Origin of the sequence: Hyphomicrobium methylovorum (assembly GCF_013626205.1) — a bacterium.
In the GTDB taxonomy this organism is placed as follows: Bacteria; Pseudomonadota; Alphaproteobacteria; order Rhizobiales; family Hyphomicrobiaceae; genus Hyphomicrobium_B; species Hyphomicrobium_B methylovorum.
Window position 1 is genome coordinate 3,067,125 of the sequence record NZ_QHJE01000001.1, and the last position, 25,420, is coordinate 3,092,544.

At 60.4% G+C, this 25,420-nt stretch carries 22 protein-coding genes; 15 read left to right on the forward strand and 7 right to left on the reverse strand.

Annotated elements, in window-relative coordinates; all coding sequences use genetic code 11:
* Window positions 1-47 precede the first annotated feature (47 nt).
* The gene (locus tag DLM45_RS14625) at window positions 48-1,271 is read right to left on the reverse strand and encodes an extensin family protein (RefSeq protein WP_425485219.1); all 1,224 of its coding nucleotides are present in this window, start codon (window positions 1,269-1,271) and stop codon (window positions 48-50) included.
* A gap of 212 nt (window positions 1,272-1,483) precedes the next feature.
* Here DLM45_RS14625 and DLM45_RS14630 point away from each other — a divergent pair, with 212 nt between their 5' ends.
* The 14 genes from DLM45_RS14630 to ald all read left to right on the forward strand — a co-directional run bounded on the left by DLM45_RS14630 (window position 1,484) and on the right by ald (window position 16,544).
* Window positions 1,484-2,596 (forward strand): 3-hydroxyisobutyryl-CoA hydrolase, encoded by a 1,113-nt coding sequence (locus DLM45_RS14630; RefSeq protein ID WP_181337819.1) that lies wholly within the window; start codon window positions 1,484-1,486, stop codon window positions 2,594-2,596.
* 222 nt (window positions 2,597-2,818) lie between these two features.
* A complete protein-coding gene (gene ldtR, locus DLM45_RS14635; RefSeq protein ID WP_181337820.1) occupies window positions 2,819-3,328 on the forward strand; it encodes a transcriptional regulator LdtR in 510 nt (169 codons plus the stop codon).
* A 301-nt stretch (window positions 3,329-3,629) separates the two neighbouring features.
* A complete protein-coding gene (locus tag DLM45_RS14640; RefSeq protein ID WP_343062322.1) occupies window positions 3,630-4,961 on the forward strand; it encodes a L,D-transpeptidase family protein in 1,332 nt (443 codons plus the stop codon).
* A 227-nt stretch (window positions 4,962-5,188) separates the two neighbouring features.
* Window positions 5,189-6,418 carry a 5-aminolevulinate synthase gene (hemA, locus tag DLM45_RS14645; RefSeq protein WP_181337821.1) on the forward strand — a complete coding sequence of 410 codons (1,230 nt, stop codon included), beginning with the start codon at window positions 5,189-5,191 and terminating at the stop codon, window positions 6,416-6,418.
* Between the two features lie 168 nt (window positions 6,419-6,586).
* Window positions 6,587-7,891 carry a serine hydroxymethyltransferase gene (gene glyA / locus DLM45_RS14650; RefSeq protein WP_181337822.1) on the forward strand — a complete coding sequence of 435 codons (1,305 nt, stop codon included), beginning with the start codon at window positions 6,587-6,589 and terminating at the stop codon, window positions 7,889-7,891.
* Window positions 7,892-8,174: 283 nt separating this feature from the next.
* Window positions 8,175-8,699 carry a transcriptional regulator NrdR gene (nrdR, locus tag DLM45_RS14655; RefSeq protein ID WP_181337823.1) on the forward strand — a complete coding sequence of 175 codons (525 nt, stop codon included), beginning with the start codon at window positions 8,175-8,177 and terminating at the stop codon, window positions 8,697-8,699.
* Complete coding sequence (gene ribD / locus DLM45_RS14660; RefSeq protein ID WP_210269851.1) at window positions 8,696-9,829, forward strand: bifunctional diaminohydroxyphosphoribosylaminopyrimidine deaminase/5-amino-6-(5-phosphoribosylamino)uracil reductase RibD; 1,134 nt, start codon at window positions 8,696-8,698, stop codon at window positions 9,827-9,829. Before nrdR ends, ribD begins: the two co-directional genes overlap by 4 nt.
* A gap of 4 nt (window positions 9,830-9,833) precedes the next feature.
* Complete coding sequence (locus tag DLM45_RS14665; protein WP_181337824.1) at window positions 9,834-10,427, forward strand: riboflavin synthase; 594 nt, start codon at window positions 9,834-9,836, stop codon at window positions 10,425-10,427.
* Complete coding sequence (gene ribB, locus DLM45_RS14670; protein ID WP_181337825.1) at window positions 10,427-11,581, forward strand: 3,4-dihydroxy-2-butanone-4-phosphate synthase; 1,155 nt, start codon at window positions 10,427-10,429, stop codon at window positions 11,579-11,581. Before DLM45_RS14665 ends, ribB begins: the two co-directional genes overlap by 1 nt.
* Window positions 11,582-11,599: 18 nt before the next feature.
* Window positions 11,600-12,094, forward strand: coding sequence for a 6,7-dimethyl-8-ribityllumazine synthase (gene ribH / locus DLM45_RS14675; protein WP_181338356.1), 495 nt, complete (start codon window positions 11,600-11,602; stop codon window positions 12,092-12,094).
* Window positions 12,091-12,591, forward strand: a complete 501-nt coding sequence (gene nusB / locus DLM45_RS14680; RefSeq protein ID WP_181337826.1) for a transcription antitermination factor NusB — start codon at window positions 12,091-12,093, stop codon at window positions 12,589-12,591. The genes ribH and nusB overlap by 4 nt, the downstream gene beginning before the upstream one ends.
* 30 nt (window positions 12,592-12,621) lie before the next feature.
* Window positions 12,622-13,656 (forward strand): thiamine-phosphate kinase, encoded by a 1,035-nt coding sequence (gene thiL / locus DLM45_RS14685; RefSeq protein ID WP_181337827.1) that lies wholly within the window; start codon window positions 12,622-12,624, stop codon window positions 13,654-13,656.
* A 271-nt stretch (window positions 13,657-13,927) separates the two neighbouring features.
* Entirely contained in the window at window positions 13,928-15,286 is a 1,359-nt protein-coding gene (locus DLM45_RS14690) for a L,D-transpeptidase family protein (RefSeq protein WP_181337828.1), read from the forward strand.
* A gap of 136 nt (window positions 15,287-15,422) precedes the next feature.
* Entirely contained in the window at window positions 15,423-16,544 is a 1,122-nt protein-coding gene (ald, locus tag DLM45_RS14695; RefSeq protein ID WP_181337829.1) for an alanine dehydrogenase, read from the forward strand.
* A 16-nt stretch (window positions 16,545-16,560) separates the two neighbouring features.
* Here ald and aptA read toward each other — a convergent pair whose 3' ends face one another.
* The 6 genes from aptA to DLM45_RS14725 are packed head-to-tail and all read right to left on the reverse strand — an operon-like array spanning window position 16,561 to window position 24,363.
* Complete coding sequence (gene aptA, locus DLM45_RS14700) at window positions 16,561-17,886, reverse strand: omega-aminotransferase AptA (protein ID WP_181337830.1); 1,326 nt, start codon at window positions 17,884-17,886, stop codon at window positions 16,561-16,563.
* Window positions 17,887-17,917: 31 nt separating this feature from the next.
* Complete coding sequence (locus tag DLM45_RS14705; RefSeq protein ID WP_181337831.1) at window positions 17,918-19,369, reverse strand: NAD-dependent succinate-semialdehyde dehydrogenase; 1,452 nt, start codon at window positions 19,367-19,369, stop codon at window positions 17,918-17,920.
* A 13-nt stretch (window positions 19,370-19,382) separates the two neighbouring features.
* Window positions 19,383-20,870 (reverse strand): aldehyde dehydrogenase, encoded by a 1,488-nt coding sequence (locus DLM45_RS14710; protein ID WP_181337832.1) that lies wholly within the window; start codon window positions 20,868-20,870, stop codon window positions 19,383-19,385.
* 12 nt (window positions 20,871-20,882) lie between these two features.
* A complete protein-coding gene (locus tag DLM45_RS14715; RefSeq protein ID WP_181337833.1) occupies window positions 20,883-22,232 on the reverse strand; it encodes a glutamine synthetase family protein in 1,350 nt (449 codons plus the stop codon).
* The gene (locus DLM45_RS14720; protein ID WP_181337834.1) at window positions 22,229-22,981 is read right to left on the reverse strand and encodes a gamma-glutamyl-gamma-aminobutyrate hydrolase family protein; all 753 of its coding nucleotides are present in this window, start codon (window positions 22,979-22,981) and stop codon (window positions 22,229-22,231) included. Before DLM45_RS14720 ends, DLM45_RS14715 begins: the two co-directional genes overlap by 4 nt.
* A complete protein-coding gene (locus DLM45_RS14725; protein ID WP_181337835.1) occupies window positions 22,978-24,363 on the reverse strand; it encodes an aminotransferase in 1,386 nt (461 codons plus the stop codon). The genes DLM45_RS14720 and DLM45_RS14725 overlap by 4 nt, the downstream gene beginning before the upstream one ends.
* Before the next feature lie 334 nt (window positions 24,364-24,697).
* On the opposite strand from DLM45_RS14725, the gene DLM45_RS14730 reads away from it, so the two are divergent.
* Complete coding sequence (locus DLM45_RS14730; RefSeq protein ID WP_210269853.1) at window positions 24,698-25,369, forward strand: TetR/AcrR family transcriptional regulator; 672 nt, start codon at window positions 24,698-24,700, stop codon at window positions 25,367-25,369.
* Window positions 25,370-25,420: the final 51 nt, after the last annotated feature.

Sequence of the window (25,420 nt, forward strand, 5' to 3'; positions counted from 1 at the left end):
GCTATGGCGTCAACGCAAGCCGTGGGCAGGGTCGTGCTGTCGCAGCGTTAATCGCAAATTTTCTTGTACTTCCGCTCCGCCATGTCGACGTGGAAATGGTTGAGGTGATCGCGGTTTGCTTCCGGCCCTAAGGTCGTGCCGAAGATGCGGCACGCGGCGTCGTGGGATGCTTTCAGGAAGGCCTGCATCTCTGGGCTTTGTGGGGGAGTGGCCTTGGGCGGGGTGAACGCGACCGGCCGCTTCTTTCCGGTCTTTTTGTCGGCGTCCGGACGTACCGCCGGTCCGCCGAGTTTATCCGCCTTCGCGTGCTTCCGCGCGGCGGGGTTCTTTGATTTGTCCTTCGGGGTATCGGCCTCCGACCCGATGCCTTCCGCAATCGTCGCTCGGACGAGACCGGCCGCAGGGGCTGCAAGGGCCGATGCGGGCGCGACCGGCGTGGCGGCGGTTGAATTGGCGCTTGCGATATTGGCGTTCGCCGTCTTCTCGGCTGCTGCGACTTCGGCGGCGGCCTTTTCTTCTGCTGCAGCTTTCTCAGCGGCGAGCCTTGCGGTTTGCTCGCGCTCAGTTTCGCCCCAGGCGTCGAGAACGGATGCCGACTTCGACGAGGCCGTTACGAATTTTCCAATGTCGAGCGCGTTTGCAAGGCCGTGCTCGCTGAGACGCGTTGTCTTACGCCGGTAGGCGTTGCGGCAGGCATAAGAACTCATCGTTTCGATTTTGACGACTTCCGATTTGAGATGCTTGCGCGCGAGCGGCTGCACATCTTTCTCCAGCCATGTGGCGAGCGCGTCGACGAGGTCGCAGCGCATGATAGCGGGCGGTGACAGGACGATTTCGGGGCTATGTCCGATGCTGAGCACTTCAACGGGCGCGGGGGCTCCGCATGCGCCGGCTCTGATCGGCTCCTTCGCAACGATGACCGCATCGACGCGTTTCAAGACTTCTGCGCACTTCGCCTTGGCTTCAGCGATCTCGCCCTCGGACCAGGCATCCGGCGCTTTCGCAGCGGCGTCAGCCTTCGCCTTTGGATCATCAGCGGGTTTGTCGGGGGCAGGTGCCGGGTCGGCAGATTTTGCCGTTGGTTTTTCGGATGGAGTGGGGTCCGCCTTCGCGGGACCTTGTGGCGCTGCCGATGTGCTCGCTTTGGACTTGTTGCCGTCCTTCTTGTGCGACGCAGCGATGCCCGGTGACGTGCTGCTGAGCATGAAACACGAGGCTGATGCCGCTACGAGAGCGAGGGAGAAGAGGCGGCGAGCGGCGGACACGGGCATTCCTTCCAGAATCAGCGTTGAGGCGGCCCTTTGAATCGCGACCAAAGAAAACATTGCTGAATCGCGAACGGCGGGACAAGTAACGCAATGCTCGAAGACGCGTTTCCGATGAAAGGCGTCGCGATTCAGTCATAGCGGCGAAAAGTGGCGATCTGAGCGAAAACCGGCCATATCTAGGCTCTTGTCGTAATTTCTTTGGTTTTAGGATCTCCGTGAACGAACACCTTTCCCATGCTGTAGACGCGGCGGCGTCAGAGCCGAAGCTCATCGCTGAGCGCTCCGGTGCTGTGCAGATTTTCCGACTGTCGCGGCCCAAGGCGCTTAACGCGCTCGATGCGGATATGTGCGCGGTGCTTGCGAAGGAGATTCCCGCCGTCGCGCGCAATCCGGATGTCTACATCTCGGCGTTGCTCTCCAACAGCGCGAAAGCATTCTGCGCAGGCGGCGACGTGGTGGTGCTGACGGATCTGGCGCGGCGCGATATCGACGGCGCGAAAGCGCACCAGCGCAATGAGTATTCGCTCAACTGGCTGCTTGAATGTTTTTCAAAGCCAACGGTCTCTTTCATTGACGGTATTTGCATGGGGTCGGGCGTTGGGCTGACGGCGTACAATACCCATCGAATTGCGGGCGAGAATTACAAGTGGGCGATGCCCGAGGTGAAAATCGGGTTGTTTCCCGATGTCGGCATATCGCATCTCCTATCGCGGATGCCGTGGCCGATCGGACTTTATCTCGGATTAACTGGACGCTCCGTCTCGCGCGCCGATGCGCAATGGCTGCGTCTCGTGACGCATGTCATTTCGGCATCGCGTTTCGGAGAAATCGTCGAGAAATTGAGCGACGCGCAACCTGTCGATCCATTGCTTGATGGCCTGAATGAAATGCAAGCGCCCGGGCCTATTCAGGCTGAGCGCTCATTGATCGAAGAGCATTTCTCGTTGCCGTCGATCGTCGAGATTATGTCTTCGCTCGAGGCAGCGGCAGCAAAGGGATCTGACTGGGCAAGTAAGACGCTCGTGGGGCTTCGCGCTTCCTCTCCCGTTTCGCTTGCGATTACGGACAAGCACATTCGAAGTGTGCGTTCGCTCGATATTCGCGAGACGTTGATGCAGGACTATCGATTGGTGGTCCGCTTTCTTGAGGCCTCCGATTTCGAAGAAGGCGTCAGAGCCGCACTGCGCGATAAGGATGGCGCGCCGAGGTGGAGCCACGCGCGCGTTGAAGATGTACCGTCTGAATTGATTGAAGGCTATTTTGCGCCGCTTGGGACGGATGAATTGGTTCTGCCGATCCGTTCGGACATGCAGGCAGCGCGCGTCTGAGGCTTTTCAGGCGCCGCTACCGCCCCATTCTTGTAATCGCGTTAGTGCAATATTGACCACGCAACGCATTTCTTTCCGCATTAGTTAAAAATAGCTTCCAAATACCCCCCTGTACTATTCTTTTACTATATCTATTTAGCCGAAATTCAGCTGTTCGCGTTACACATTTATTCAAAATCCGGGACAAAACCGGATATGGCGTCAATGAGTGAGGCAAGAGTCATGAGTTTAGCGTACGATATTGCGCGGCAACGCGCGCCGATCCAAGAAGACGGTTTTCGCGCCGACTATCTCCAGGCATTGCGGCTTATCGAAAGACTGCACCGGCTTCTTCTCGACGTCATCAAGGACGAGTTCGACCGTCAGGGTGGCGCCGACTTAAATAGCGTTCAGGCGCTGCTGCTTTATAACATCGGCGAAAGCGAGCTGACGGCAGGCGAGTTGAAAACGCGCGGCTATTATCTCGGCTCGAACGTGTCCTACAATCTCAAGAAGCTCGTGGACATGGGCTATATCCATTACAAGCGCTCCGATACGGACCGGCGGTCGGTTCGCGTCAGCCTGACCGAAAAAGGTCTCGAGGCTCGCGATATCGTCTGCAAGCTCTATCTGCGCCAGCTCAACTCGGTTCAATCGGTCGGAGAAGTGTCGGGCGATGATGTGAAGAGCCTCAACAAGGCGCTCGTGCGCCTGGAGCGCTTCTGGTCGGATCAGATCCGCTACCGTCTCTAGCGGCTGGGCGCGGCTTAGCGCCCGGTTTGCCTCCCTTCGGCAGCTTTGCCGCGATTTGCTCAGGCCGTTCCGCCCCCGCGGAGCGGCCTTTTCGTTTTTCAGCGCCATGATGGGTGTTGCCCAGAGGGGAGTGGGGGTAGGGGCCGAGAAAAAAGGCTCGCCCGAGTCGGCTATCACTTTTAGAGTACAAGCCGGTTGGGGAATGCTTGAGCCCCGCCAGGGTGAGGTCGTGTCTGCAACTTATGGGGCGATCGCATTGTCCGGCGGGCGGCGATGATTGAAACGGGGCGAGGGGCGGATCGTGCACCGGAGAACCACCGATATCGAGGGTGCCTGTCGCCTCGTGCGCAGCTTCTGCGCGACGACGCTGGCGGCCGGTTTGCTCTTCGCTTTGGCCCTTGACGGACCAGGGGCAAGCCCTGCGATAGCGCAAGACTGGATCCAGTTTGGGCCGACTGGCGTGCCTCCCGGCGGCACGACGAACTCCTATGATCCCGATTTCATCCGCGAATGGGAAGCCAATCCGCCCAAGGGCTTCGCAACGCTGTCTAAGGCCAATGTCGAAGCCACGAAGCAGGCAATAAAGCGCTACGAGGCGATCGTTGCGGGTGGCGGGTGGCTGTTCGTGCCGGAGCCGGCGCGAAAGACGCCGCGCGATCAGCTTCTGCAGTACGGCATCAATAGTCCCGAGGTCAGCGTGCTTCGAGCGCGGTTGATGGCGTCGGGAGAGCTGCCAGCTGGGGGAACGTCGACGAGCTTCGACGCCAGTGTCGATAAGGCGCTGAAGCGGTTTCAGGCGACCAACGGACTGACGCCAACCGGCATCGCCGACCTTCGCACGGTGCTTGCGCTCAACGTTCCAGCGGAAGCGCGGCTGAAGCAACTCAAGGTCAACCTGGCGCGCCTGCAGCAGGGCGTCGGAACGACGTCGAAGAAGTATGTTCTCGTTAATATTCCCGCGGCCCAGATCGAGACTGTCGAGAACGGCGCGATCGTCGGACGCTATGCGGGGGTCGTCGGCAAGCCGGACCGGCCAACGCCGATGCTCAACACGCCCATCACGGACTTAAACTTCAATCCGGTTTGGCGGCTGCCTCCGACCGTGGTTTCGGAAGACCTCATTCCCCGGGGACGCGAGATGCAGTCCAAGGGGCAGAACGTGCTCGAGAAGTTCAAGATCGACGCCTACGCTGGCGGTAAGAAAGTGGAGCCGTCGCAGATCGATTGGCAGAAGGTAACGCCGGGCACCTACAGCTACAGCCAGCAGCCGGGAAAAGAGAATCCGCTCGGCTTTCTGAAGATCAATTTCAATAGTGCGCAATCGGTCTACATGCACGACACGCCGTCTGACCGAATTTTCGGGCGCAATTTTCGCTCGGCGAGTTCAGGCTGCATCCGGGTTCATAATATCGAGAATCTGGCCCAGTGGCTGCTGAAGGAGCAAAAGGGCTGGGATAGCGAGCGCATCACCTACATGAAGACGTCAGGCCGGCGCCTGGATCTCAGGCTTAAGAAGCCGGTGCCGCTGCTGTTCGTCTACATCAGCGCCTGGGCGACGCCGGACGGCGTCGTGCAGTTCCGCCGCGACATCTATCAGAAAGATGGAATCGGCGAAGTCGCCTCGAATTATTGAAGGCGAGACACGGAAATCGGTTTGGCGACAAAGGGAATTTACGACGTCTGGTGGCAGAACGCCGGGTTTGCATAATCTGAGGTAAAGCCTCAACAAAAAGCCACATCAAGACGTGACAATTTCCTTTCGCCGCGCGACGAATGAGCACTGGCCCTCGGTGAGAAGTCGAGCCATAAAGACTATAACTAAAATAATTTTCGTCATGCCTTTGGGAGCGGAAATTCCTTATGACCTATGAGCAGAAGCTCGTTGACGCCCTGGACTCGGTCAAACGTGAAGGCCGCTATCGGGTGTTCGCGGATGTAAAGCGTCGTCGCGGTGCATTCCCTAAGGCCGATGTCGTCAAAGGCGATGCCGCCAAGTCGATTACGGTCTGGTGCTCGAACGACTATCTCGGCATGGGTCAGCATCCCAAAGTTCTTGCTGCGATGCATGAAGCGATCGACATGGTCGGCGCTGGTTCCGGCGGGACGCGCAACATCGCAGGCACGACGCACTATCACGTCGAACTCGAAAACGAGCTTTCCGACCTTCATGGCAAGGAAGCTGCTCTCGTCTTCACGTCAGCATTCGTCGCGAACGAAGCCGCTCTTTCCACGCTCGCTCAGCTTCTGCCGGGCTGCATCATTTTCTCGGACGAGAAAAACCACGCATCGATGATCGCCGGGATTCGCAACGGCCGCGGCCCGAAGCAGATCTTCCTGCACAACGACCTGGCGGACCTCGAAGCCAAGCTGGCGCAGGTTCCGCGCGAAACGCCGAAGATCATCGCTTTCGAGAGCGTCTACTCGATGGACGGGCACATCGCTCCCATCGGTGCGATCTGCGATCTTGCGGCGAAGTACAACGCGCTGACCTATCTTGATGAAGTCCATGCGGTCGGTCTCTATGGACCGCGCGGCGGCGGCGTCGCGGAACGCGATGGCGTGATGCACCGGGTCGACGTCATCAACGGCACGCTCGCTAAGGGCTTCGGCGTCATGGGCGGTTACATCGCTGCCTCGCGGACGCTCTGTGACGCCATTCGCTCGTATGCCCCGGGCTTCATTTTCACGACGTCTCTCGCGCCTGCCATCGTGGCTGGAGCGGTTGCTTCGATCCGCCATCTCAAGTCCAGCTCGGTTGAGCGCGAACAGCACCAGGAACGGGCACGCACACTCAAACGCCGGTTGCTTGCTGCCGACATCCCTGTGATGTCCGGGCCAAGCCACATCGTGCCGGTGCTTGTTGCAGACCCTGTCCGCTGCAAGGCGCTGACGGACGTGCTTCTCGACCGGTTCGGTATCTACGTACAACCGATCAACTATCCGACGGTTCCGCGTGGTACGGAGCGGCTGCGTCTGACGCCCTCTCCGCAGCATACCGACGCCGATATGGATCATCTCGTCGAGGTTCTGGCGTCGCTTTGGCAGGAATGCCCAATGGCGCTGATTGAGAGCCTCGCCGCTGCTGAATAGGCCTCCGGCCTAACCCGCCACGGCCGTTCCCGCGCCCTTGTTACACGGGGCTCGGGGTCGGTTGAGTGCTGGTGTCCAGCCTCGTACTATGGTTCAAAGCTCGTTGGCCGGACTTGACTCCGTGTCCTGAGCGCGCAGTTAAATCACTTTCATTTTGAAGGAAAACTCATGTCGTCCGCACCGGCTGCAGGTACTGCTCCCACGTCCCGTTTTTTCAAGTCGCACGTGTCGGAGACGGATCCCGATATTTTCAGCGCCATCCAAAAGGAATTTGGCCGCCAGCAGCACGAGATCGAGCTGATCGCGTCTGAGAACATCGTTTCGCAGGCCGTTCTCGATGCAGCAGGTTCGGTGCTGACCAACAAGTATGCCGAGGGCTATCCGGGCAAGCGCTACTACGGCGGCTGCCAGTACGTCGATATCGTTGAAGACATCGCGATCGACCGCGCCAAGAAGCTCTTCAACTGCGAATTCGCGAACGTGCAGCCGAACTCCGGCAGCCAGGCGAACCAGGGCGTGTTCAACGCTCTCGCGCAGCCGGGCGACACCATCCTCGGTCTCTCGCTCGCAGCTGGCGGTCACTTGACCCACGGCGCGCCGGTGAACCAGTCCGGTAAGTGGTTCAAGGCCGTGCATTACATGGTCAAGCCCGACTCGCACCTCATCGACATGGACGAAGTGCGCAAGCTGGCTCAGGAGCATAAGCCGCGCATCATCATCGCTGGTGGTTCGGCCTATCCGCGCAAGATCGATTTCGCTGCATTCCGCGCGATCGCGGATGAGGTTGGCGCTATCTTCCTCGTCGATATGGCGCACTTCGCCGGTCTTGTTGCGGCCGGTCTCATTCCGAGCCCGTTCCCGCATGCCCACGTCGTAACGACGACGACGCACAAGACGCTGCGCGGACCCCGCGGCGGCATGATTTTGACGAACGACGCGGACATCGCGAAGAAGATCAACTCGGCGATCTTCCCTGGCATCCAGGGCGGCCCGCTCATGCACGTCATCGCCGGTAAGGCCGTCGCATTCGGCGAGGCTCTGCGTCCGGACTTCAAGGTCTACATCAAGCAGGTGATGGACAACGCCCGCGCGCTCGGCGAAGTGCTTGTGCAGAACGGCTTCGCGCTCGTTTCTGGCGGCACCGACACGCACCTGGTTCTCGTCGATCTGCGGCCGAAGAAGCTGACCGGTACGAAGGCTGAGAAGGCGCTTGGCCGTGCCAACATCACCTGCAACAAGAACGGCATTCCGTTCGACCCCGAGAAGCCGATGGTGACGTCGGGCATTCGTTTGGGTTCGCCTGCTGGAACGACGCGCGGCTTCGGCGTTGCTGAGTTCCAGGAAATCGGCCGCCTGATCTCGGAAGTTCTGGATGGCGTTGCGAAGAACGGCGAAGATGGCAACGGTGCCGTCGAAGCGGCCGTCAAGGCAAAGGCTATCGCTCTTTGCGATCGCTTCCCGATTTACGCATAACGCTGTTTACGCGTTTTGAAGATACGCTTGGGCGCCGGGTGATTCCGGCGCCTTTTGCATCCCTGGACGTAACTGCGGATGCTAGAGGCTATTGCGGGCGTCACTCTTCTCGCGGTTTCAGCGGTTTGCATGCCTCTCGGGAGAGCGTTTGCGAAGACGCTGAAAAGACTTCCGGAACGACTGACGAGCATCGTTCCCCCGGCGGCACTTTCAATTTATTGAAGTCCTGGCCGAATGGTGTTCGACTAGGGCCGCCGCGGCGGCTGATTACAAGGATTGCACTATGCGCTGTCCGTTCTGCGGAAGCGAAGATAGCCAGGTGAAGGATAGCCGCCCGTCGGATGAGAATGCAGCCATTCGCCGACGGCGCGTCTGTGCCGATTGCGGTGGGCGCTTCACGACGTTCGAGCGCGTGCAGCTGCGCGAACTGACGGTTCTAAAGCGTTCCGGACGCAAGGTGCTGTTCGATCGTGAGAAGCTTTCGCGATCGATTTCGGTTGCGTTGCGCAAGCGGCCAATCGAGCCCGAACGCATTGACCGGTTGGTATCGGGACTGGTGCGCCAGCTTGAAAGCTCCGGCGAAACCGAGATCACGTCGGCGGACATTGGCGAACTCGTGATGATCGCGCTTCGGGAACTGGATCCGGTTGCTTATGTCCGATTTGCATCCGTCTACCGGGATTTTCGCGATACTGCGGATTTTCATGCCGTGCTCCGCGAGCTTGCGGACGAGACGCGTGATCCTCTCGATACCGGCAATCGCTTTGGCGGTGATCGCGACGGTTTGTTCGAGCCGAAAAAGCTATGACCGCAATCGCAAAAACCGCGAACAGTACGTTCGATGCTGAGATGATGGGGATTGCGCTCGCGATGGCTGAGCGCGGTCTTGGTGCGACGTCGCCCAATCCATCCGTGGGCGCGGTGATTGCGGACGAAGCGACAGGCGAAGTTCTTGCGCGGGCGACGACGGCTCCGGGCGGGCGTCCACATGCTGAAACGACAGCGATCGCAGCCGCGGGTGAGCGTGCGCGCGGCGCTACGATCTACGTTACGCTGGAACCCTGTTCGCATCACGGACGAACGGGGCCATGTGCCGAAGCCATTGTTGCTGCCGGACTGCGTCGCGCTGTCGTTGCGATCGAGGATCCTGACCCGCGTGTATCGGGCCGCGGTCTTGACCGTCTGCGCGACGCCGGGCTCGACGTAACGCGTGGCGTCGGGGCCGCGCAGGCGCGTCACATAACACGTGGGCATATCGTTCGCATCACTGAGCGGCGGCCGTTTGTGACGCTAAAGCTTGCGCTCGACGAAACTGGCGAGATCGCACGTGGCAGCGGTGTCTCTCCCGTCTGGGTTACTGGCGAGATGTCACGCGCGCATGGAATGCTGCTGCGAGCAAAGTCCGATGCGATCCTTGTCGGCGGGCAGACCGTCCTCGATGACGATCCCGAATTGACGTGCAGGCTGCCGGGGCTTTTCGACCGTTCTCCCGTTCGGATCGTGCTTTCGCGATCGCTCGATATTCCGATGGGCGCCAAGCTCGTTCGCTCGGCTGCGACTGTGCCGACCTGGGTCATGACAGGTGTCGGAAGCGACGCTACCAAGCGCTCCCAGTTCGAGGCGCACGGGGCCGAGGTTATCGACAGCACGCTGGTTCAGGGCACTTTGTGGTTACCGGCGATCATGGAAACGCTGGTGGCGCGCGGGATCACCCGGCTTCTGGTCGAAGGTGGTCCGCGCATCTGGCGAGCATTTGCGGACGCCTCGCTCGTTGACGAGATTGTTCTCTATATGGCGGGTGATCCGTCGGACGAACAGGCGCTGGCCGCGGCAGCCCGTTGGCTTGGGCCGATGGCGTTGCATGCCGTTGAACGGCGGCGAATGGGTAGTGATATGATGTGGCAGCTCGTTCGCGAACCGTTGCAGAAAGGACGTTGAGGTAATGTTTACCGGTTTGATCACGGATGTGGGCGAGGTTACCGGGCAGTCCGGCGGGCGCTTCAGCTTGCGGACGGCATACGCGCTGACGCCGGAAGATGCCGGCGCTTCCATCTGCTGCGACGGGGTCTGTCTTACGGCGACCGAGATCAAGCCTCTTAAGTCGGGCGCGGAGTTCTTCGTCGACGTTTCAAACGAGACGCTCGCCAAGTCGACGCTTGGGCGCTGGAAAGAGGGGACGCGCGTCAATCTGGAGCGTTCGCTCAAGGCCGGGGGTGAACTCGGCGGCCACATCGTTTCGGGGCACGTGGACGGGATCGCCAGAATCCTAACGATCACGCAAGACGGCGCGAGCCAGCGCTTTCTATTCGAAGCGCCGGAGCATCTTTCGCGCTATATTGCGCCCAAGGGTTCGGTCGCGCTGGACGGAACGTCGCTTACGGTGAACGAAGTCTCGGAGGCGCGGTTTGGTGTCAATCTCATCCCGCACAGCTTGACGGTAACGACGTGGGGCGCGAAAAGGCCCGGCGACGTGGTGAACCTCGAAGTCGATGTTTTTGCCCGATATGTTGCGCGTCTCATGGAGTTTCGCATTTGATGTCCGCCCCGACAAAGCTGCAGGCTGCGTCTTCAGACACGGTCGTTTCGCCGATCGAGGAGATCGTTGAGGACATGCAGAATGGCCGTATGGTCATTCTGGTCGATGCGGAAAATCGCGAGAACGAGGGCGACCTCGTTATCCCCGCACAGATGGCGACGCCGGATGCAGTCAACTTCATGGCCAAGCATGGCCGCGGACTCATTTGCCTTGCGCTGACGCAAGCACGGGCGACTGAGCTGCAGTTGGATTTCATGGTGCGCACGAATGGTTCGCGCAACCGCACCGCCTTCACGCAATCGATCGAAGCACGCGAAGGCATTTCAACCGGCATCTCGGCGTTCGATCGCGCACGCACAATTTCGACGGCGATCGACACCACGAAGGGTGCGAATGATATCGTTTCGCCCGGTCATGTGTTTCCTCTGATCGCGCGCGAGGGCGGAGTTCTCATTCGCGCTGGGCACACGGAAGCGTCAGTCGATCTTGCGAGGCTCGCAGGGCTCTATCCTGCTGCCGTCATCTGCGAAGTGATGAAGGACGACGGGACGATGGCCCGTCTTCCGGATCTTGCTGAGTTCGCGAACTTGCACGGGTTGAAGATCGGCTCGATCGAAGACCTGATCGCGTATCGCCTCAAGAACGAGCGGATCGTCAAGCGCGTGGCGCAGACGCAGGTCGAGACGTCAAGCGCGGGGCGGTTCGAGCTCTTCGTATACGAGACGACACCGGAACCGGCAGAGCATCTTGCTCTCGTCAAAGGCAATCTCTCCAAGGGCGGGCCGGTGCTCGTTCGCGTGCATGCCGTGAATGTGCTGAGCGATTTGCTTTGCATTGGCGATCACTGCGGAGAGAACGGCACCGTCATCGAGCAATCGATGAAGGCCGTTGAAGCCGAAGGCCGCGGCGTCATCGTGCTCATTCGCGATCTTGGGCCGAAGTCGATGTCGAATTGGGTGGCAAGTGGTTCGCGCCCCGGATCCGATGGTAGCCCGGGGAATGAGCGGCGGCAGGTCGAAATCGGAATCGGATCGCAGATCCTCACCGATCTTGGCGTGACGGACATGGTTCTGCTCACAACGTCACCGCAACATGTTTACGTCGGCCTCGAAGCCTTTGGGCTGCGGGTCACCGGCACACGGAAAATCGAGTAGCTCCATATGATTCAGAAAATGCCAACGCGCTCTCAAGGTGACGACAAGAGCGCGCATCCATTTCGTGCGCACATCCTCATTATCGAAGCGCGTTACTACAAAGGCATCGGCGATCTCCTTGCAGAGGGTGCCCTTGCTGAATGTGAGAAGCGAGGCGTTACGTACGAGCGCATCGTTGTGCCTGGAGCTTTGGAAATTCCGCAAGTGCTCGGCGCTGCGGCGGCCGCGCGTGCTGCGGGCCGCACCACGTTCGATGGCGCGGTGGCGCTTGGCTGTGTCATTCGTGGAGAGACGGCGCATTACGACATCGTCTGCAACAACGCCAACCATTGGATGATGGAAATCGCGATGCAGCACGAGGTTCCGGTCGGCAACGCAATTTTGACCGTCGATACCGAAGCGCAGGCGATTGCTCGCGCGGAAGGTGGCATCGACGGTAAGGGCGGTGATGCGGTGCGCGCGTGTTTGCGTCTGATCGAAGTCAAGCGTGCGTTCTGGGGAGCGCAGGCATGACGGCGAGTGAAAGGTCGAGACCGTCTGAGATCACTGCGCGAACCGCGGCTCGCATCGGTGCCGTGCAGGCGCTCTATCAGATGGATCTTTCCGGTATCGACGTTTCCGACGTCATAGCCGAGTTCATGCGCGAGCGATTTGCCGGTGACAATCGCGACGAGATGTTGGCGGGTGCCGATCAGGTTTTCTTTGCTGACGTGTTGCGCGCTGTCGTGCGCCGCCAGCGGGAGATCGATCCGCTGATCGACGAGCAGCTTGCTACGGGCTGGCGGCTTGTCAGAGTAGATTCCATTTTGCGGGCGATTTTACGCGGCGGCGTGACGGAACTTGTCGATCGGGACGACGTTCCGGCGCGCGTTGCCATCAACGAATACGTGAACGTTGCCCGAGTATTTTTCGATGAAGATGAACCAAGGGTCGTCAACGGCATTCTAGATAAGATCGCACGGCGCGTGCGGTCGCGGGAATTCGAGCGAAAGCCTGCCGCGCGGACCTGAGCCGGTCGATCGCGCCGGGTCGGAGTCAGCATGGCCGAAAATCGATCCAGCGTAGACGTCGAGCCGCTTCATGGGGATCGCGTCGAGAATGAAACCGATCTGATCCAGACGTATCTGGCGCCCCTTGCTCAGCCAATGCCGGGTGCTTTCGGTTTGCGCGACGACGCGGCATTGATCGCGAACGAACCGGGCAGCGATCTCGTCGTCAGCACCGATCCAATCATCGCGGGCGTTCATTTTTTGCCGACAGACGCTCCGGCTGATGTCGCATGGAAGGCTCTGGCGGTGAACGTATCGGACGTTGTCGCAAAGGGTGCCGATCCAATCGCGTATCTGCTGACGCTGGCACTCCCGGACGCACCCGAGCGCGCGTGGATGGGCGACTTTGCGAAGGGACTTCGGGCGGCGCAGGACGCGTTCGGTTGCGGGCTGATCGGCGGCGATACCGACCGAACGCCTGGACCGCTTTCCATTGCCGTTACGATTTTCGGCCATGTGCCGTCTGGCCGGTTCGTTCGTCGGCAAGGAGCGCAGGCGGGCGATCACGTTTTTATCAGCGGGACGATTGGCGACTCGGCGCTTGGCCTTTTGCTCCACCGTGATCCTGCTCTGTTTGCGACGGTGTTGACGGATGAAGGCCGTAGCGAACTCGTGATCCGTTACCTGCAGCCGCGGCCGCGGGTCGAGCTTGCCGAAACGGTGCGGACGCACGCGCGTGCAGCGCTCGATATTTCCGACGGACTTATGAAAGATCTTTCGCGTCTTACGGGCGATCTCGGGCTGACACTGAAGTTCGGCGACATTCCGCTTTCGCCGCCGTTGCGGGCGGCGCTCGAGGCGGACGAACGGGTTCGGGATGCCGTTCTCGGCGGCGGGGACGATTACGAACTGCTGATTGCCGTTCCACCGGACGACGTTGCCGGATTTCGTGACGGCGCGGCGCAGGCGGGCGTCGGAATCATGGATGTCGGTGTGTTGGAGAAGAGCGGCGGCCTAAGGGTCGTTGATGCTGACGGTAGCCCGATCACGCCGCGACGCTTCGGGTATGACCATTTTAACGTGTGAGAGGCCCTGGCGATGCACGGAAGACGCGCTGGGTTGGCAAAACGCCCGCCGCGCCATTTTGCCTGCAGGAACGCAGGTCTGGTCTGCGTATAGCCCCGTATTCAGGCGTCCACCGGGCTGCTAATCGGTCACCGTTTGGCCATATGCCCCGGTACACCTTTAGGTGGCCGAAAGGGCACTCCTTCTCACTCATTCGCATACCAGGGAAGGATTGATGCGTCTTGCGCGTTCAGGATGTTATGGCGGCGCGGATCTTAGGCTGGGGCAGGGAATGAGCGACGGACGATCCAAGATGCTTTCTTTGAGTTTTTGGGCACGTGCTGCGGCGCTGGGCGCGGCGGTGTTCGCGGTGCAAGTGCTGCCACAGAGTGTGCAGCCCGCGCAGGCGCAAATGAGTATCTGGGATCAGCTCACTGGACCGACCTTTGGGCGCGGTGCGGACGAGGCGCCGGTTCGCAAGATTGAGCCGCTGGATGATCTTCGTCCGGATTCGACGCCCTGGCGCAGCGATGCGTCGTTGAATGCGCTGGGTGGCGCGATCCAACGCTATGAGGCGATCGTCGCCGCTGGTGGTTGGCCGACAGTTCCTCCCGGCCGCATGATGCGCGTGGGCGAGGACGATCCGCGCGTGCCCATTCTGCGCAAGCGGTTGCGCATCAGCGGGGACATGCCGGCGAAAGGCTCGTACTACGATTCCGAGACGTTCGATTCCGAGCTTGAGGAAGGCTTGAAGCGTTTTCAGCGCCGTCACGGCATCCGGCCGACAGGTCGTGTCGAGCGATCGGTCTATGCGGAGTTGAATGCGACGGCGGAAGAACGCCTGGCGCAACTCCGGCTCAATTTGGACCGGCTGCACAATCTGATGCACGGGATCGAGGATCGTTACATCCTGGTCAACGTGCCTGCGTTTCAGCTCGAGGCGGTTGATAAGTACGAGGTGCAGTTGCGCCATCGCGTGATCGTCGGGCGGCCGGGCCGGGATACGCCTGATCTTCGCGCGACGGTGAAAGCGCTGAACTTCTTTCCCTACTGGCGCGTGCCGGACAGCGTAGCAACGCTCGATCTCATTCCGCGCCTGAAGACCGAACCGCAGTATCTGACCGATGAAGGTATCCGCGTTTACAACGGCTACAACGGTCCGGAACTCGATCCGCATACCATCGATTGGTCGTCACCGCAGACCGCGACGTACAAATTCAAGCAGGACCCGGGCGAGAAGAACGCGCTTGGACTTCTGCGTCTCGATATGTCGAACGAACACGGCGTTTACATGCACGATACGCCGATGAAAAACCTGTTTGACCAGCGCGGCCGGTCCTTCAGCGCAGGTTGCGTGCGCGTGCAGAATGTCTTCGATCTAGGCGATTGGATCGCTCACAACGAACCGGGCTGGGAACAGCCGGGCCGCGTGCGCCAGACGCTCGCCGGAGGGCAGCCGATGGAGCTGAAGCTGACGCGGCCGGTTCCGGTGTATTTCGCCTATCTTACGGCGTGGGCAGAGCCTTCGAATGGATTGATTGAGTTCCGTCCGGATATCTACGGCCGCGATGGCGCAGCGTTGCGCTCGTCGTATCAGCGTGATGGCGACGACGCTCCGCCGGCTGCTTCGGCTGCTGCACTCGCGCCCTGAGCCTGAAGCGTTCAGTGTTGGGCCTGCCGGTTTGTGGATGGCCCGCGACCGGTTCACGATACGCGCCGATGACGCTCGATTAGAGTGACGGATCATCCTAAGCTTGCCCCACGGAATTGAATCGTGAGTGTGGGCAATGCGAATAGGCGTTCCAGTAGAAATCAAAAGCGATGAATATCGCGTCGGTCTCGTGCCGGGGTCGGTGCGCGAGGTCGTGGCGCAGGGCCATGAGGTCATCGTAGAGACCGGGGCGGGCGCTGGAATTTTCGCAGACGATGCGGCTTACGAAAGAGTTGGCGCACGTATCGTGCCGACGGCCGCAGCCGTCTATCGAGATGCGGATCTGATCGTGAAGGTCAAGGAACCGCAGCCTGCCGAGTGGGCGCAGTTGCGGCGTGATCAGATCCTTTTCACCTATCTGCATCTGGCGCCTGACAGGGCGCAGGCCGTCGGTCTGATGAAGTCCGGGGTGGCGGCAATCGCCTATGAAACGGTCACGGATATTGGGGGCGGCCTGCCTTTGCTCGCGCCGATGAGCGAAGTGGCTGGGCGGCTTTCGATTGAGGCGGCGGCACTGGGATTGCGCCGCTCGACCGGGGGCAGGGGCGTGCTTCTCGGCGGCGTTCCCGGTGTGAAACCAGCGCAAGTCGTCGTGCTTGGCGGCGGTGTTGTCGGCACTCACGCTGCGCGCATGGCAGCGGGCGTCGGCGCAGATGTTACGATCATCGACAGGTCTCTTGCCCGGTTGCGCCAGCTCGATGAACTGTTCGAAGGCCGAGTGAGGACGCTGGCGTCTACGATGGAGTCGATTGAGAGCGCGGTCGACGCTGCCGACGTTGTGATCGGTGCGGCGCTGGTTCCTGGTGCGAAGACGCCGAAGCTCATCACGCGCGATATGCTGAAAAAGATGAAGGCGGGCGCAGTTCTGGTGGACGTGTCAATCGATCAGGGCGGGTGTTTCGAGACATCCCGGCCGACCACACACGCCGCGCCGACGTTCACGATCGATGACATCGTCCATTATTGCGTGACGAACATGCCCGGGGCGGTTCCGGTTACGTCAGCGCAGGCGCTGAACAACGCGACGTTGCCGTTCGTGCTCAAACTGGCGGCGAAGGGACTCGCAGCGTTCGACCGCGATCCGCACCTTGCGGCCGGGCTCAACGTCAAGGATGGGCGCATCATGCACCAAGCCGTTGCGCTGTCGCTTGGGTTCGATAGTCTGGACGGCGCACGCGCGCTGGGGATCGCGGCTTAGAGGACGTTCGGCGCAGCTAGCTCGTTGTGGTCTTCAGAACCTTCGTGAACGTCTCGAACAGCTCATCGATTTCATCCTTGGAGATGATGAGCGGCGGCGACAGCGCGATGATGTCTCCGGTCTGGCGCACCAGCAGGCCCGCTTCGAAACATTTGACGAAGCGGTCGTAAGCACGTTTGCCGGGCTGCGCGGGATCGGGCGCGAATTCGACGGCGCCGATCAAGCCGATGTTGCGCGTGTCGATAACGTGAGGAAGGTCGCGCAACGCCTGCACGCGGTCTTCCCAATAGGCGGCCAGATCCGCGGCGCGCGTCAGCAGTCCTTCTTCGGCAAAAGTGTCGAGCGTTCCGATCGCGGCGGCGCAGGCCATGGGGTGGCCGGAATATGTGTAGCCGTGGAAGAAATCGATCATCCATTCCGGGCCGTTCATAAAGGCATCGTGGATGTGCGACTTTACGAATACGACGCCCATCGGGATCGTGCCGTTCGTCACGGCTTTGGCCGCGGTGATGATGTCCGGCGAGATGCCGAAGTAATCCGATCCGAACGGCGTGCCGAGGCGGCCGAAGGCGGTTATGACCTCGTCTGCGATCAGCAGAATGTCGTGTTTCCGGCAGATGGCTTCGAGGCGTTTGAGATAGCCTTTCGGCGGAATTAGAACGCCGGTGGAGCAGGCGACCGGCTCGACGATAACCGCGGCGATGGTGGATGCATCGTGAAGCGCGACGAGGCGTTCGAGATCGTCTGCCAACTCTTGCCCATGCTCGGGCTCGCCGCGGGAGAAGGCGTTGCGCGCGAGATCGTGCGTGTGACGCAGATGATCGACGCCCGAGACGAGTGCGCCAAACATTTTCCGATTGCCGGCAATGCCGCCAACCGACATGCCGCCGAAGTTGACGCCATGATAGCCGCGTTCCCGGCCGATCAGCCGGACCTTCGAAGCGTTGCCTTTGGCGCGATGATACGCAATCGCGAGTTTCAGCGCCGTCTCGACCGCTTCCGATCCCGAGTTAGAGAAAAGAACCTGCTCGAAGCCATCTGGAGCGATTGCGATGAGCCGGTTTGCGGTTTCGAACGCGCGTGGATGACCCATCTGGAATGAGCCCGCGAAATCGAGCGTTTCAGCCTGCTCCTTGATGGCATCAACGATTTTCGGTCGGCAGTGACCGGCATTGACGCACCAGAGTCCGGATGTTCCATCAAGAACGCGGCGGCCGTCGTTTGTGGTGTAGTGCATCCGGTCGGCGGACACGAAGAGGCGCGGCGCTTTCTTGAACTGCGTATTGGCGGTGAAGGGCATCCAGAACGCCGAGAGGTCGTTCGGCTTGATTTGCGTGTTCATGGTCGTCCTTGGGATCTGGATGCCGGTGTGATTACGAATTCATTCCGCCGAGGCAGAGGAATTTTGTTTCGAGATATTCTTCAAGTCCTTCCTGCGCGCCTTCCCGACCGAGGCCGGATTGTTTGACGCCACCGAACGGTCCGACCTCGTTCGAGAACAGGCCGGAGTTCATGCCGACAAGACCTGTCTCCAGAGCTTCAGCAACACGCCAAGCGCGCGCGAGATTCTGGCTGAAGAGATAAGAGGCGAGGCCATACGGCGTATCGTTGGCGATGCGGATCGCGTCAGCTTCCGTTTCAAAGCGAATGATTGACGCGACGGGCCCAAAGATTTCGTCCTTCGCGATGGCCATCGCCGGTTCGACGCCCGTGATGATGGTTGGCGTGAAGAAAAGCGGGCCTTGCGGCGCTGGCGTTCCACCCGTGACGATCTTTGCGCCTTTTGACGTTGCGTCGGCGATCAGCGATTTCACTTTCTCGATGCCGTCGGCATTTATCAGCGGTCCAACGGTTGCATCCGGCTGGCGTCCGGGCCCGACCGTGAGTTTTTCGACGGCGACTTTCAGCGCGGCGACGAATTCGTCGTAGATGCCGGACTGCACGAGAATGCGGTTCGCACAAACGCATGTTTGCCCGGCGTTGCGGAACTTTGACGCCATCGTGCCTTCGACCGCTTCCTTGAGATCGGCGTCGTCGAAAATGATCATCGGCGCGTTGCCGCCGAGTTCGAGCGTCAGTTTTTTGATGGTACCAGCGCACTGGCGATACAGGATCTTGCCGACGTCGGTTGATCCGGTGAACGTCAGCTTGCGGACGCGGCTGTCGCTTGTCAGAGCTTCGCCCACGCTGGCGGCATCGTTCGTCGTGATGATGTTCAGGACGCCCGGCGGAACGCCTGCGTCAACGGCCAGTTTGGCAAGAGCCAGCGCACAGAGCGGCGTTTCTTCCGATGGTTTGACGACGATGGTGCAGCCCGCCGCCAGCGCGCTGCTGACCTTGCGGGTGATCATTGCAATCGGAAAATTCCACGGCGTGATTGCTGCGCAAACGCCAACGGGCTGCTTGATCGTGATGTAGCGCGTCGCGGTGTTTGTTGTCGGGATCGTGTGGCCGTACGCGCGTTTGCCTTCTTCGGCGAACCACTCGATGAACGTTCCGCCGTAGGCGACTTCGCTGCGCGCTTCGGCGAGGGGTTTGCCCTGTTCTGCCGTCATCAACTGAGCAAGCGCTTCGGTTTCGGCTGTGATCAGCGCGAGCCAGCGCTTCAAGACCTTTGAGCGTTCCTTTGCGGGTTGGGCTGCCCAGGCAGGGAATGCAGCATGCGCGGCGTCGATTGCGCGGCGCGCGTCGGTCGCGTCGAGATCCGGCACGTCAGCAAGCTTGTTGCCCGTTGCGGGATCGAACACCGGGAACGTCTTGTCTTTCGTTACCCATTCGCCGCCGATGAGGCACGCGGTTGGGAAGGTCGTCGTTTGCGCGTTCATTGCGTATGTCCGTTCAGAGTGTGATGGAGACCGACTTCAAGTCGGCGTACTTGTGAAGGGCGTGCAAAGAGCGATCGCGGCCGAAGCCGGATTGCTTGAAGCCGCCGAAAGGCATTGTGAGATCGCAGCTATCCCAGCCGTTGATCCACACGAGACCGGCGCGGAGTTCGCGCGCGGCGCGATGAGCGAGCGTAATGTCTTTGGTCCATAGGCCAGCGGCGAGGCCATACGTCGTGTCGTTGGCGATGCGGATCGCTTCATCCGCCTCGCTGAATCGGGTTACGCCGAGCACGGGTCCGAAAACTTCTTCACGCGAGAGTGTCGCTTTCGGATCGATGCGGTCGAAGATCGTTGGCTCTACGTAGAAGCCGCCCGTTTCGATGCGGGTGCGATTGCCGCCGAGTGTCAACGCTCCGCCTTCGCGTTTCGCTGTTTCGATGTAGCGGAGCGCGGTCTGCATTTGCGCTTCGCTGGCCATCGAGCCCGAAGACGTTGCGGGCTCTAGCGGATCGCCCGCCACGATGCCGGTCGCGACCGTGAGAAGGCGATCGAGTAATTCGTCCGCGATCTCGTTCTGTACGAGAAGGCGGGAGCCTGCCGTGCACACCTGTCCGGAATTGTAGAAGATGCCCCACGCCGCTTCCGTTGCGGCGCGGCCGAGATCCGGACAATCAGCGAAGACGATGTGCGGAGACTTTCCGCCAAGCTCGAGGCTGACGCGTTTGAGATTGCTTTGCCCGGAATACTGCATCAGCAGTTTGCCGACGGTGCCGGAGCCTGTGAAAGCGATCATGTCGACGTCGGCGTGAAGTGCGAGCGCCTTGCCTGCGTCTTCGCCAAATCCCGGCACGACATTCAGCACGCCCGCCGGTAAACCTGCTTCGAGCGCCAACTCGCCGATCTTCAACGCCGTCATGGGCGATTGCTCGGCGGGCTTCAGAACGACCGAGTTTCCCATGGCCAGTGCGGGTGCGATTTTCCACATCGCCATCAGCAGCGGGAAATTCCACGGCACGATTGCGCCAACGACGCCGAGCGGTTCATGAACCGCGAAAGACAAGCGGTCTGGCGCTTCCGGGCCGACTTCGCCGTAAACCTTGTCGAGCGCTTCGGCGTAATAGCGAAGCGTACGGATCGACCCCGGGATGTCGCCCTTGAGCGCGTTGGTGATCGGCTTGCCAACGTCGAGGCTTTCGAGCACGGCGAGGGCTTCGGCGTCACGCTCCATAAGATCCGCGAACTTCATCAGCACGCGTTTCTTGTCGCGGTAGTGTAGCCTGCGCCAGTCGCCGGCTTCGAAAGCACGGCGCGCGCTTTTAACGGCGGCATCGATATCGGTCGCGCCACATTCGGCGACGTGGTTCAGCACGCGGCCATTGCGCGGCCCGACATTGGCGAACGTTTTCCCCGACTGGCTCGCAACGCATGCGCCATCGATGATCGCGTCCGAAGGGAGCTTCAGTGCGTTGGCGATGGCTTCGAAATGCGCGAGCGATGTCATGGCGAGCAAACCTTATGCAACTTGGGCGTACCAGGTGTGATCGAGCGACGTTACGATGCGCTCAAAGTGAGCGCGCTCGGTGTCTTTCAGTTTGAAATAGACGTGCTGGAAGGTCGGGCCGAAGGCATCACGAACGACGCTCGATGTCGCGAAGCGTTCGAGCGCATTGAACCAGACGATTGGCAGGCGCGGCGTATTCGGGTTGTCCTTTTCGCCGAGCGCCATCGGGCCGGGCTCGAGGTTTTGGGCTATGCCGTGCCGTGCGCCCGCGAGAATGGATGCAATCACCAAGAAGGGATTGGCGTCCGCGCCGGAGACGCGGTGCTCTATGCGGGTTGCTGCGCCGGACGCACGTGGTATGCGCAGCGCGACGTTGCGATTGTTCAAGCCCCATTCGGCCGCGAGCGAGACGTAGCTGTTTGGTACGTAACGGCGATAGGCGTTGGCCGATTGTGCCCACACCGCCATGAAGTCCGCCATCGAGGTCTGCAGCCCGGCAATCACATTTCTGCCCAGCGGAGAGAGAGGATCGCCCGCAAGAATGTTTTTGCCGTCGCGATCGATCAGGCTGGTGTGGACGTGCATGCCCGAGCCCGGCCAATCGTGATGCGGCTTGGCCATGAAGGATGCTTCGAAGCCATGTTCCTTCGCCGCGGCTTTGACTGCGCGCTTGAGGAGAAGGCCTTCCGTTGCCGCGGCGACTGCATCCGCCCGGTGCTTCAGGTTGATCTCGAACTGGCCTGGACCTGTTTCCTGCATCACCGCGCCGACCGGCAGTTTCTGCGTATCGGCGATCTCGTAGATCGTGTCGATGAAGGGAGCGACGGCATCGAGTTCGCCGAATGCGAGCGTCATCGCATAGTCGGTATCCTGGGCGAGGCCGTCCGGTGTCTCGACGTTGAAGGCGCCGTTGGTTCGCGGCTTGGTGAGATAGAATTCCAACTCGACCGCAACGACGGGTGTTCGTCCATCGGCTTCAAGGGCCTTCACTTGCTGCGCGAGGATGCCACGCGGGCACAGGTCGTCGTGCTCAGCCACGGAGATGACGGCTTGCGCCAAGCGGCGCTCTCCAGTCGGAATGGCGTGGAGCGTGCCTTCGATGATGCGAAACGGAACGTCAGGATCGCCCGTCTCCCAAAGGCGGCCCGTTTCTTCGATGCAATTGCCGCGTGAGTCCATCACGAAGACGGTGGACGGAATCATGATGCCGTCACGGGCTACGGTCAGAAGGTCGTCGCGGCGAAGGCGTTTGCCGCGCGCGATGCCGTTCATGTCGAAGAGGATGAGATCAATCCATACGACGGTGGGATTGCTGCGCAGGAAGGCCTGGGCTTCGTCTAGTGTGATCCAAGTGTTCGTCATGCCGTGTGGCCTTTTGCATTGCGGGTTCTGGCGGCTTCGCCAAACCGGCGGAAGAGTGTGAGGGACGCCGGGTTATCACGCGGTTTCCATTCCGGGTGCCATTGCACGCCGAGAGAGAATGGGTTGCCTTGCGGCGCGCGGATCGCTTCGATGAGGCCATCCTCTGCGAAGGCTTCCGCGACGAGGCTTGGCGCGAGGGTTTTGATGCCCTGCCAGTGCAACGAGTTCACCGTCAATCCGTCAACTCCGACCCAGGATTTCAGTTCGCCCTGAAGTGTCACGCGGTGCTTCGGTCCGAACTTGACGTCGTAGTCTTCGTGGGTCGGTTCGCGATGATCGTGATGACCGTCAACCGAGTGGACGGCCTGATGCAGCGTGCCGCCGAGCGCGACGTTGAATTCCTGAAAGCCGCGGCAGATCGCGAAGATCGGTAACTTACGCGCAATCGCCGAGCGGATCAGCGGCAGCGTGAGGTTATCGCGATCGCGGTCGACGGTGGCCGGATCGAGCGGCTGCTCATCGCCGTAGTGGCTCGGCTCGACGTTCGAGAGGCTACCGGGCAGCAGAATCCCGTCGGCCAGATCGAGAACAGCTTCGACATCGGTCATGTTCGGACCGAGCGGCATCAGAAGAGGCTGGCAATCGGCAGCATCAGCGACGGCAGCAGAATATTTTCTGCCCGTAGCGTCAAACGTCAGGCCGTCGATTGATTTCGTGCAGCAGGGAATTACGACGATGGGACGGCTCATGTTGAAAGTTCTCTTCTCACGTCAGCAAGGGTTAGATCGAGTGCCTTGGAAATTCCGGTACTTGCTTCTTCAAACTGTTCTTCCGTCCAGATCAGCGGCGGCGCGCAAACCATCGTGTCGAACACGGCTCGCATGATGAATCCCGCTTCAAAGAAATGATCGCGGCAGATGAGACCAACGCGTCCCGGATCGTCGAAGCGCCGCCGCGTTTTCTTGTCGGCGACGAGTTCGATCGCGCCGAACATGCCGAGCGAACGGACTTCGCCGACGAGGGGGTGATCCTTGAAGCGGGCGAGGACTCGCGCGAGCGCTGGGCCGGTCGTCTCCTTCACGCGAGGGACCAGCTGGTTGCGCTCCATGATTTCGATGTTCTTCAGCGCGACGGCGCAGGCGACCGGGTGCCCTGAGAACGTATAGCCGTGGTTGAAATCATCGTCCTCGTTCATCAGAGCTTCGGCGATGCGGTCGTCAATCAAGAGGCCGGATAGCGGGATGTAACCGGATGTGACGGCCTTGGCGAAGGTGATGAGGTTCGGCCGTATTCCATAGTATTCCGACGCAAACCAAGTGCCGACGCGACCGAAGCCGGTGATGACTTCGTCGGCGAGAAGGAGAATGTCGTACTTGTCGACAATCTTCTGGACTTCGGGCCAGTACGTATCTGGTGCGATCTTGAGGCCACCGGCGCCTTGCACCGGCTCGGCTGCGATTGCCGCGACATTCTCCGGCCCACAGCGCAGAATTTCCTCTTCGAACGCGCGCGCGGCGCGGATGCCGAATGCTTCCGGCGTTTCGCCGGGCATCGACTCGCCAAACCAATATGGGTCCATCACATGTCGGAAGCCCTCGTAGACCGGATAGCTATGATGATGGACATGAGTCATGCCGCCCATCGAGCCCGAGGCGATGGTGGAGCCGTGATAGGCGTTGCGACGGCTGATGATGATCCGCCGCTTCGGCTGTCCCTTTAGAACCCAGTAATGGCGGATCAGGCGGATTGCGGTGTCATTCGATTCCGATCCCGACGAACCATAAAAGACCTGATTGATCCCGGCGGGTGCCAGTTCTGCGAGCTTGCGCGACAGGGCGACGACGGGCGGGTGGGTCGTCTTGAAGAACGTATTGTAGAACGGCAGCTCGAGCATCTGATCGTGAGCCGCCTTGGCAAGCTCTTCGCTGCCATAACCGATGTTGGTGGTCCAAAGGCCCGCCATGCCGTCGAGAATGCGGTTGTCTTCGCTATCGAAGATATAGGGGCCTTCGCCGCGCACGATGACGCGCGTCGCGTTCGGCGTGCGAAGCGTCTTGTGGTTCGAGAACGGATGCAGGTGATGCGACGCATCAAGGTCTTGGAATTGTTGTGTTTGGAGTCGGTTGGTCACGGCTTTGCCTTCAGCATAGGTCCAGGCCCGGGATGGTTCCCAGGCGTCATGCAAGCGGTGCTGGAAGACTTAGTGTGGCGTGTAGCCGATGCGCGCGCAAAGCTTCAAAAGCTCGCGCTTACGCGAGAGTACGCCGTTCGCCATGCCAGACCGGATTTTGGCTGGCATTTGACGAGCGAACAGATCAGGCGCAAATAGGATATTTATATTAATCATATTACGACGACATATTGGGCGACGCAATGCTACCGAAATTGATCGGTCAGTCTTGTTTACATTACAGTCTTTAGTCGTCAAAACAATTGATTTCTACGGCGTAGAGCAGAACTGGAAGATGGCTGTGGCGGATGTCAAATCCCGTGCGCGACGTAAGATCAGCAAGCTCGCTATTCTCGAAGCCGCGCTGAAGCTGTTCGCCGACGAGGGTGAGGCGGGTTTTTCCATCCGTAAGCTGGCGATGGTTATCGGTGTCGATCCGATGACGATTTTGCATCATTTTCAATCCAAGGATGGCCTGTTGAGGGCGATTGCCGCGCAGGCAATTCAGAGTATCGACGTTCCTGTTGCCACTGCGAGCTGGCAAAACGACCTGCGGACGGTGGCTGAGGCATACCGGGAGTTGGCCCGCCAGAATCCGCGGATTTTCCATCTCCACTTCCGGTACTATTCGACCTCTCCGACCGACCATATCGAAGGCGAGCTCGTTTACAGCGCGATGCGGCGGGCGGGGCTTAGCGATCGCGACGCTGTTGGGCTCGGGCTGGCGTTCTACGCGTTCGTGCTTGGGTTCGCGCTTGCGGAAGCCGAAGGCTTGCTACGTCCGATCAGCGATGACGACGCGGCCGAGTTGGACGCGCTCGATCCGGTGGAGTTCAAGACCACACGGGAACTGGTGCCGTCGCTCAAGGCGCTCGATCCGGCCGAGGCATTTGCAGCGGCGACCACTGCGTTCATCGATGGCATCTGTGACCTTGCCCGGCGTGAGCCGCCCAAGTCTTTGGCTTAACGCGCAACGACTGAAATGGAAAAGGGCCAGCACGTGGCTGACCCTTTTCGC

Coding starts and splice junctions, on each gene's coding strand:
- DLM45_RS14665 (WP_181337824.1), top strand. CDS start 9,834: ATGTTTACCGGTTTGATCACGGATGTGGGCGAGGTTACCGGGCAGTCC.
- ribB (WP_181337825.1), top strand. CDS start 10,427: ATGTCCGCCCCGACAAAGCTGCAGGCTGCGTCTTCAGACACGGTCGTT.
- aptA (WP_181337830.1), bottom strand. CDS start 17,886: ATGAACACGCAAATCAAGCCGAACGACCTCTCGGCGTTCTGGATGCCC.
- DLM45_RS14720 (WP_181337834.1), bottom strand. CDS start 22,981: ATGAGCCGTCCCATCGTCGTAATTCCCTGCTGCACGAAATCAATCGAC.
- ribD (WP_210269851.1), top strand. CDS start 8,696: ATGACCGCAATCGCAAAAACCGCGAACAGTACGTTCGATGCTGAGATG.
- DLM45_RS14705 (WP_181337831.1), bottom strand. CDS start 19,369: ATGAACGCGCAAACGACGACCTTCCCAACCGCGTGCCTCATCGGCGGC.
- thiL (WP_181337827.1), top strand. CDS start 12,622: ATGGCCGAAAATCGATCCAGCGTAGACGTCGAGCCGCTTCATGGGGAT.
- nrdR (WP_181337823.1), top strand. CDS start 8,175: ATGCGCTGTCCGTTCTGCGGAAGCGAAGATAGCCAGGTGAAGGATAGC.
- ribH (WP_181338356.1), top strand. CDS start 11,600: ATGCCAACGCGCTCTCAAGGTGACGACAAGAGCGCGCATCCATTTCGT.
- nusB (WP_181337826.1), top strand. CDS start 12,091: ATGACGGCGAGTGAAAGGTCGAGACCGTCTGAGATCACTGCGCGAACC.
- DLM45_RS14625 (WP_425485219.1), bottom strand. CDS start 1,271: ATGCCCGTGTCCGCCGCTCGCCGCCTCTTCTCCCTCGCTCTCGTAGCG.
- ald (WP_181337829.1), top strand. CDS start 15,423: ATGCGAATAGGCGTTCCAGTAGAAATCAAAAGCGATGAATATCGCGTC.
- DLM45_RS14710 (WP_181337832.1), bottom strand. CDS start 20,870: ATGACATCGCTCGCGCATTTCGAAGCCATCGCCAACGCACTGAAGCTC.
- ldtR (WP_181337820.1), top strand. CDS start 2,819: ATGAGTTTAGCGTACGATATTGCGCGGCAACGCGCGCCGATCCAAGAA.
- DLM45_RS14715 (WP_181337833.1), bottom strand. CDS start 22,232: ATGACGAACACTTGGATCACACTAGACGAAGCCCAGGCCTTCCTGCGC.
- hemA (WP_181337821.1), top strand. CDS start 5,189: ATGACCTATGAGCAGAAGCTCGTTGACGCCCTGGACTCGGTCAAACGT.
- DLM45_RS14730 (WP_210269853.1), top strand. CDS start 24,698: ATGGCTGTGGCGGATGTCAAATCCCGTGCGCGACGTAAGATCAGCAAG.
- glyA (WP_181337822.1), top strand. CDS start 6,587: ATGTCGTCCGCACCGGCTGCAGGTACTGCTCCCACGTCCCGTTTTTTC.
- DLM45_RS14690 (WP_181337828.1), top strand. CDS start 13,928: ATGAGCGACGGACGATCCAAGATGCTTTCTTTGAGTTTTTGGGCACGT.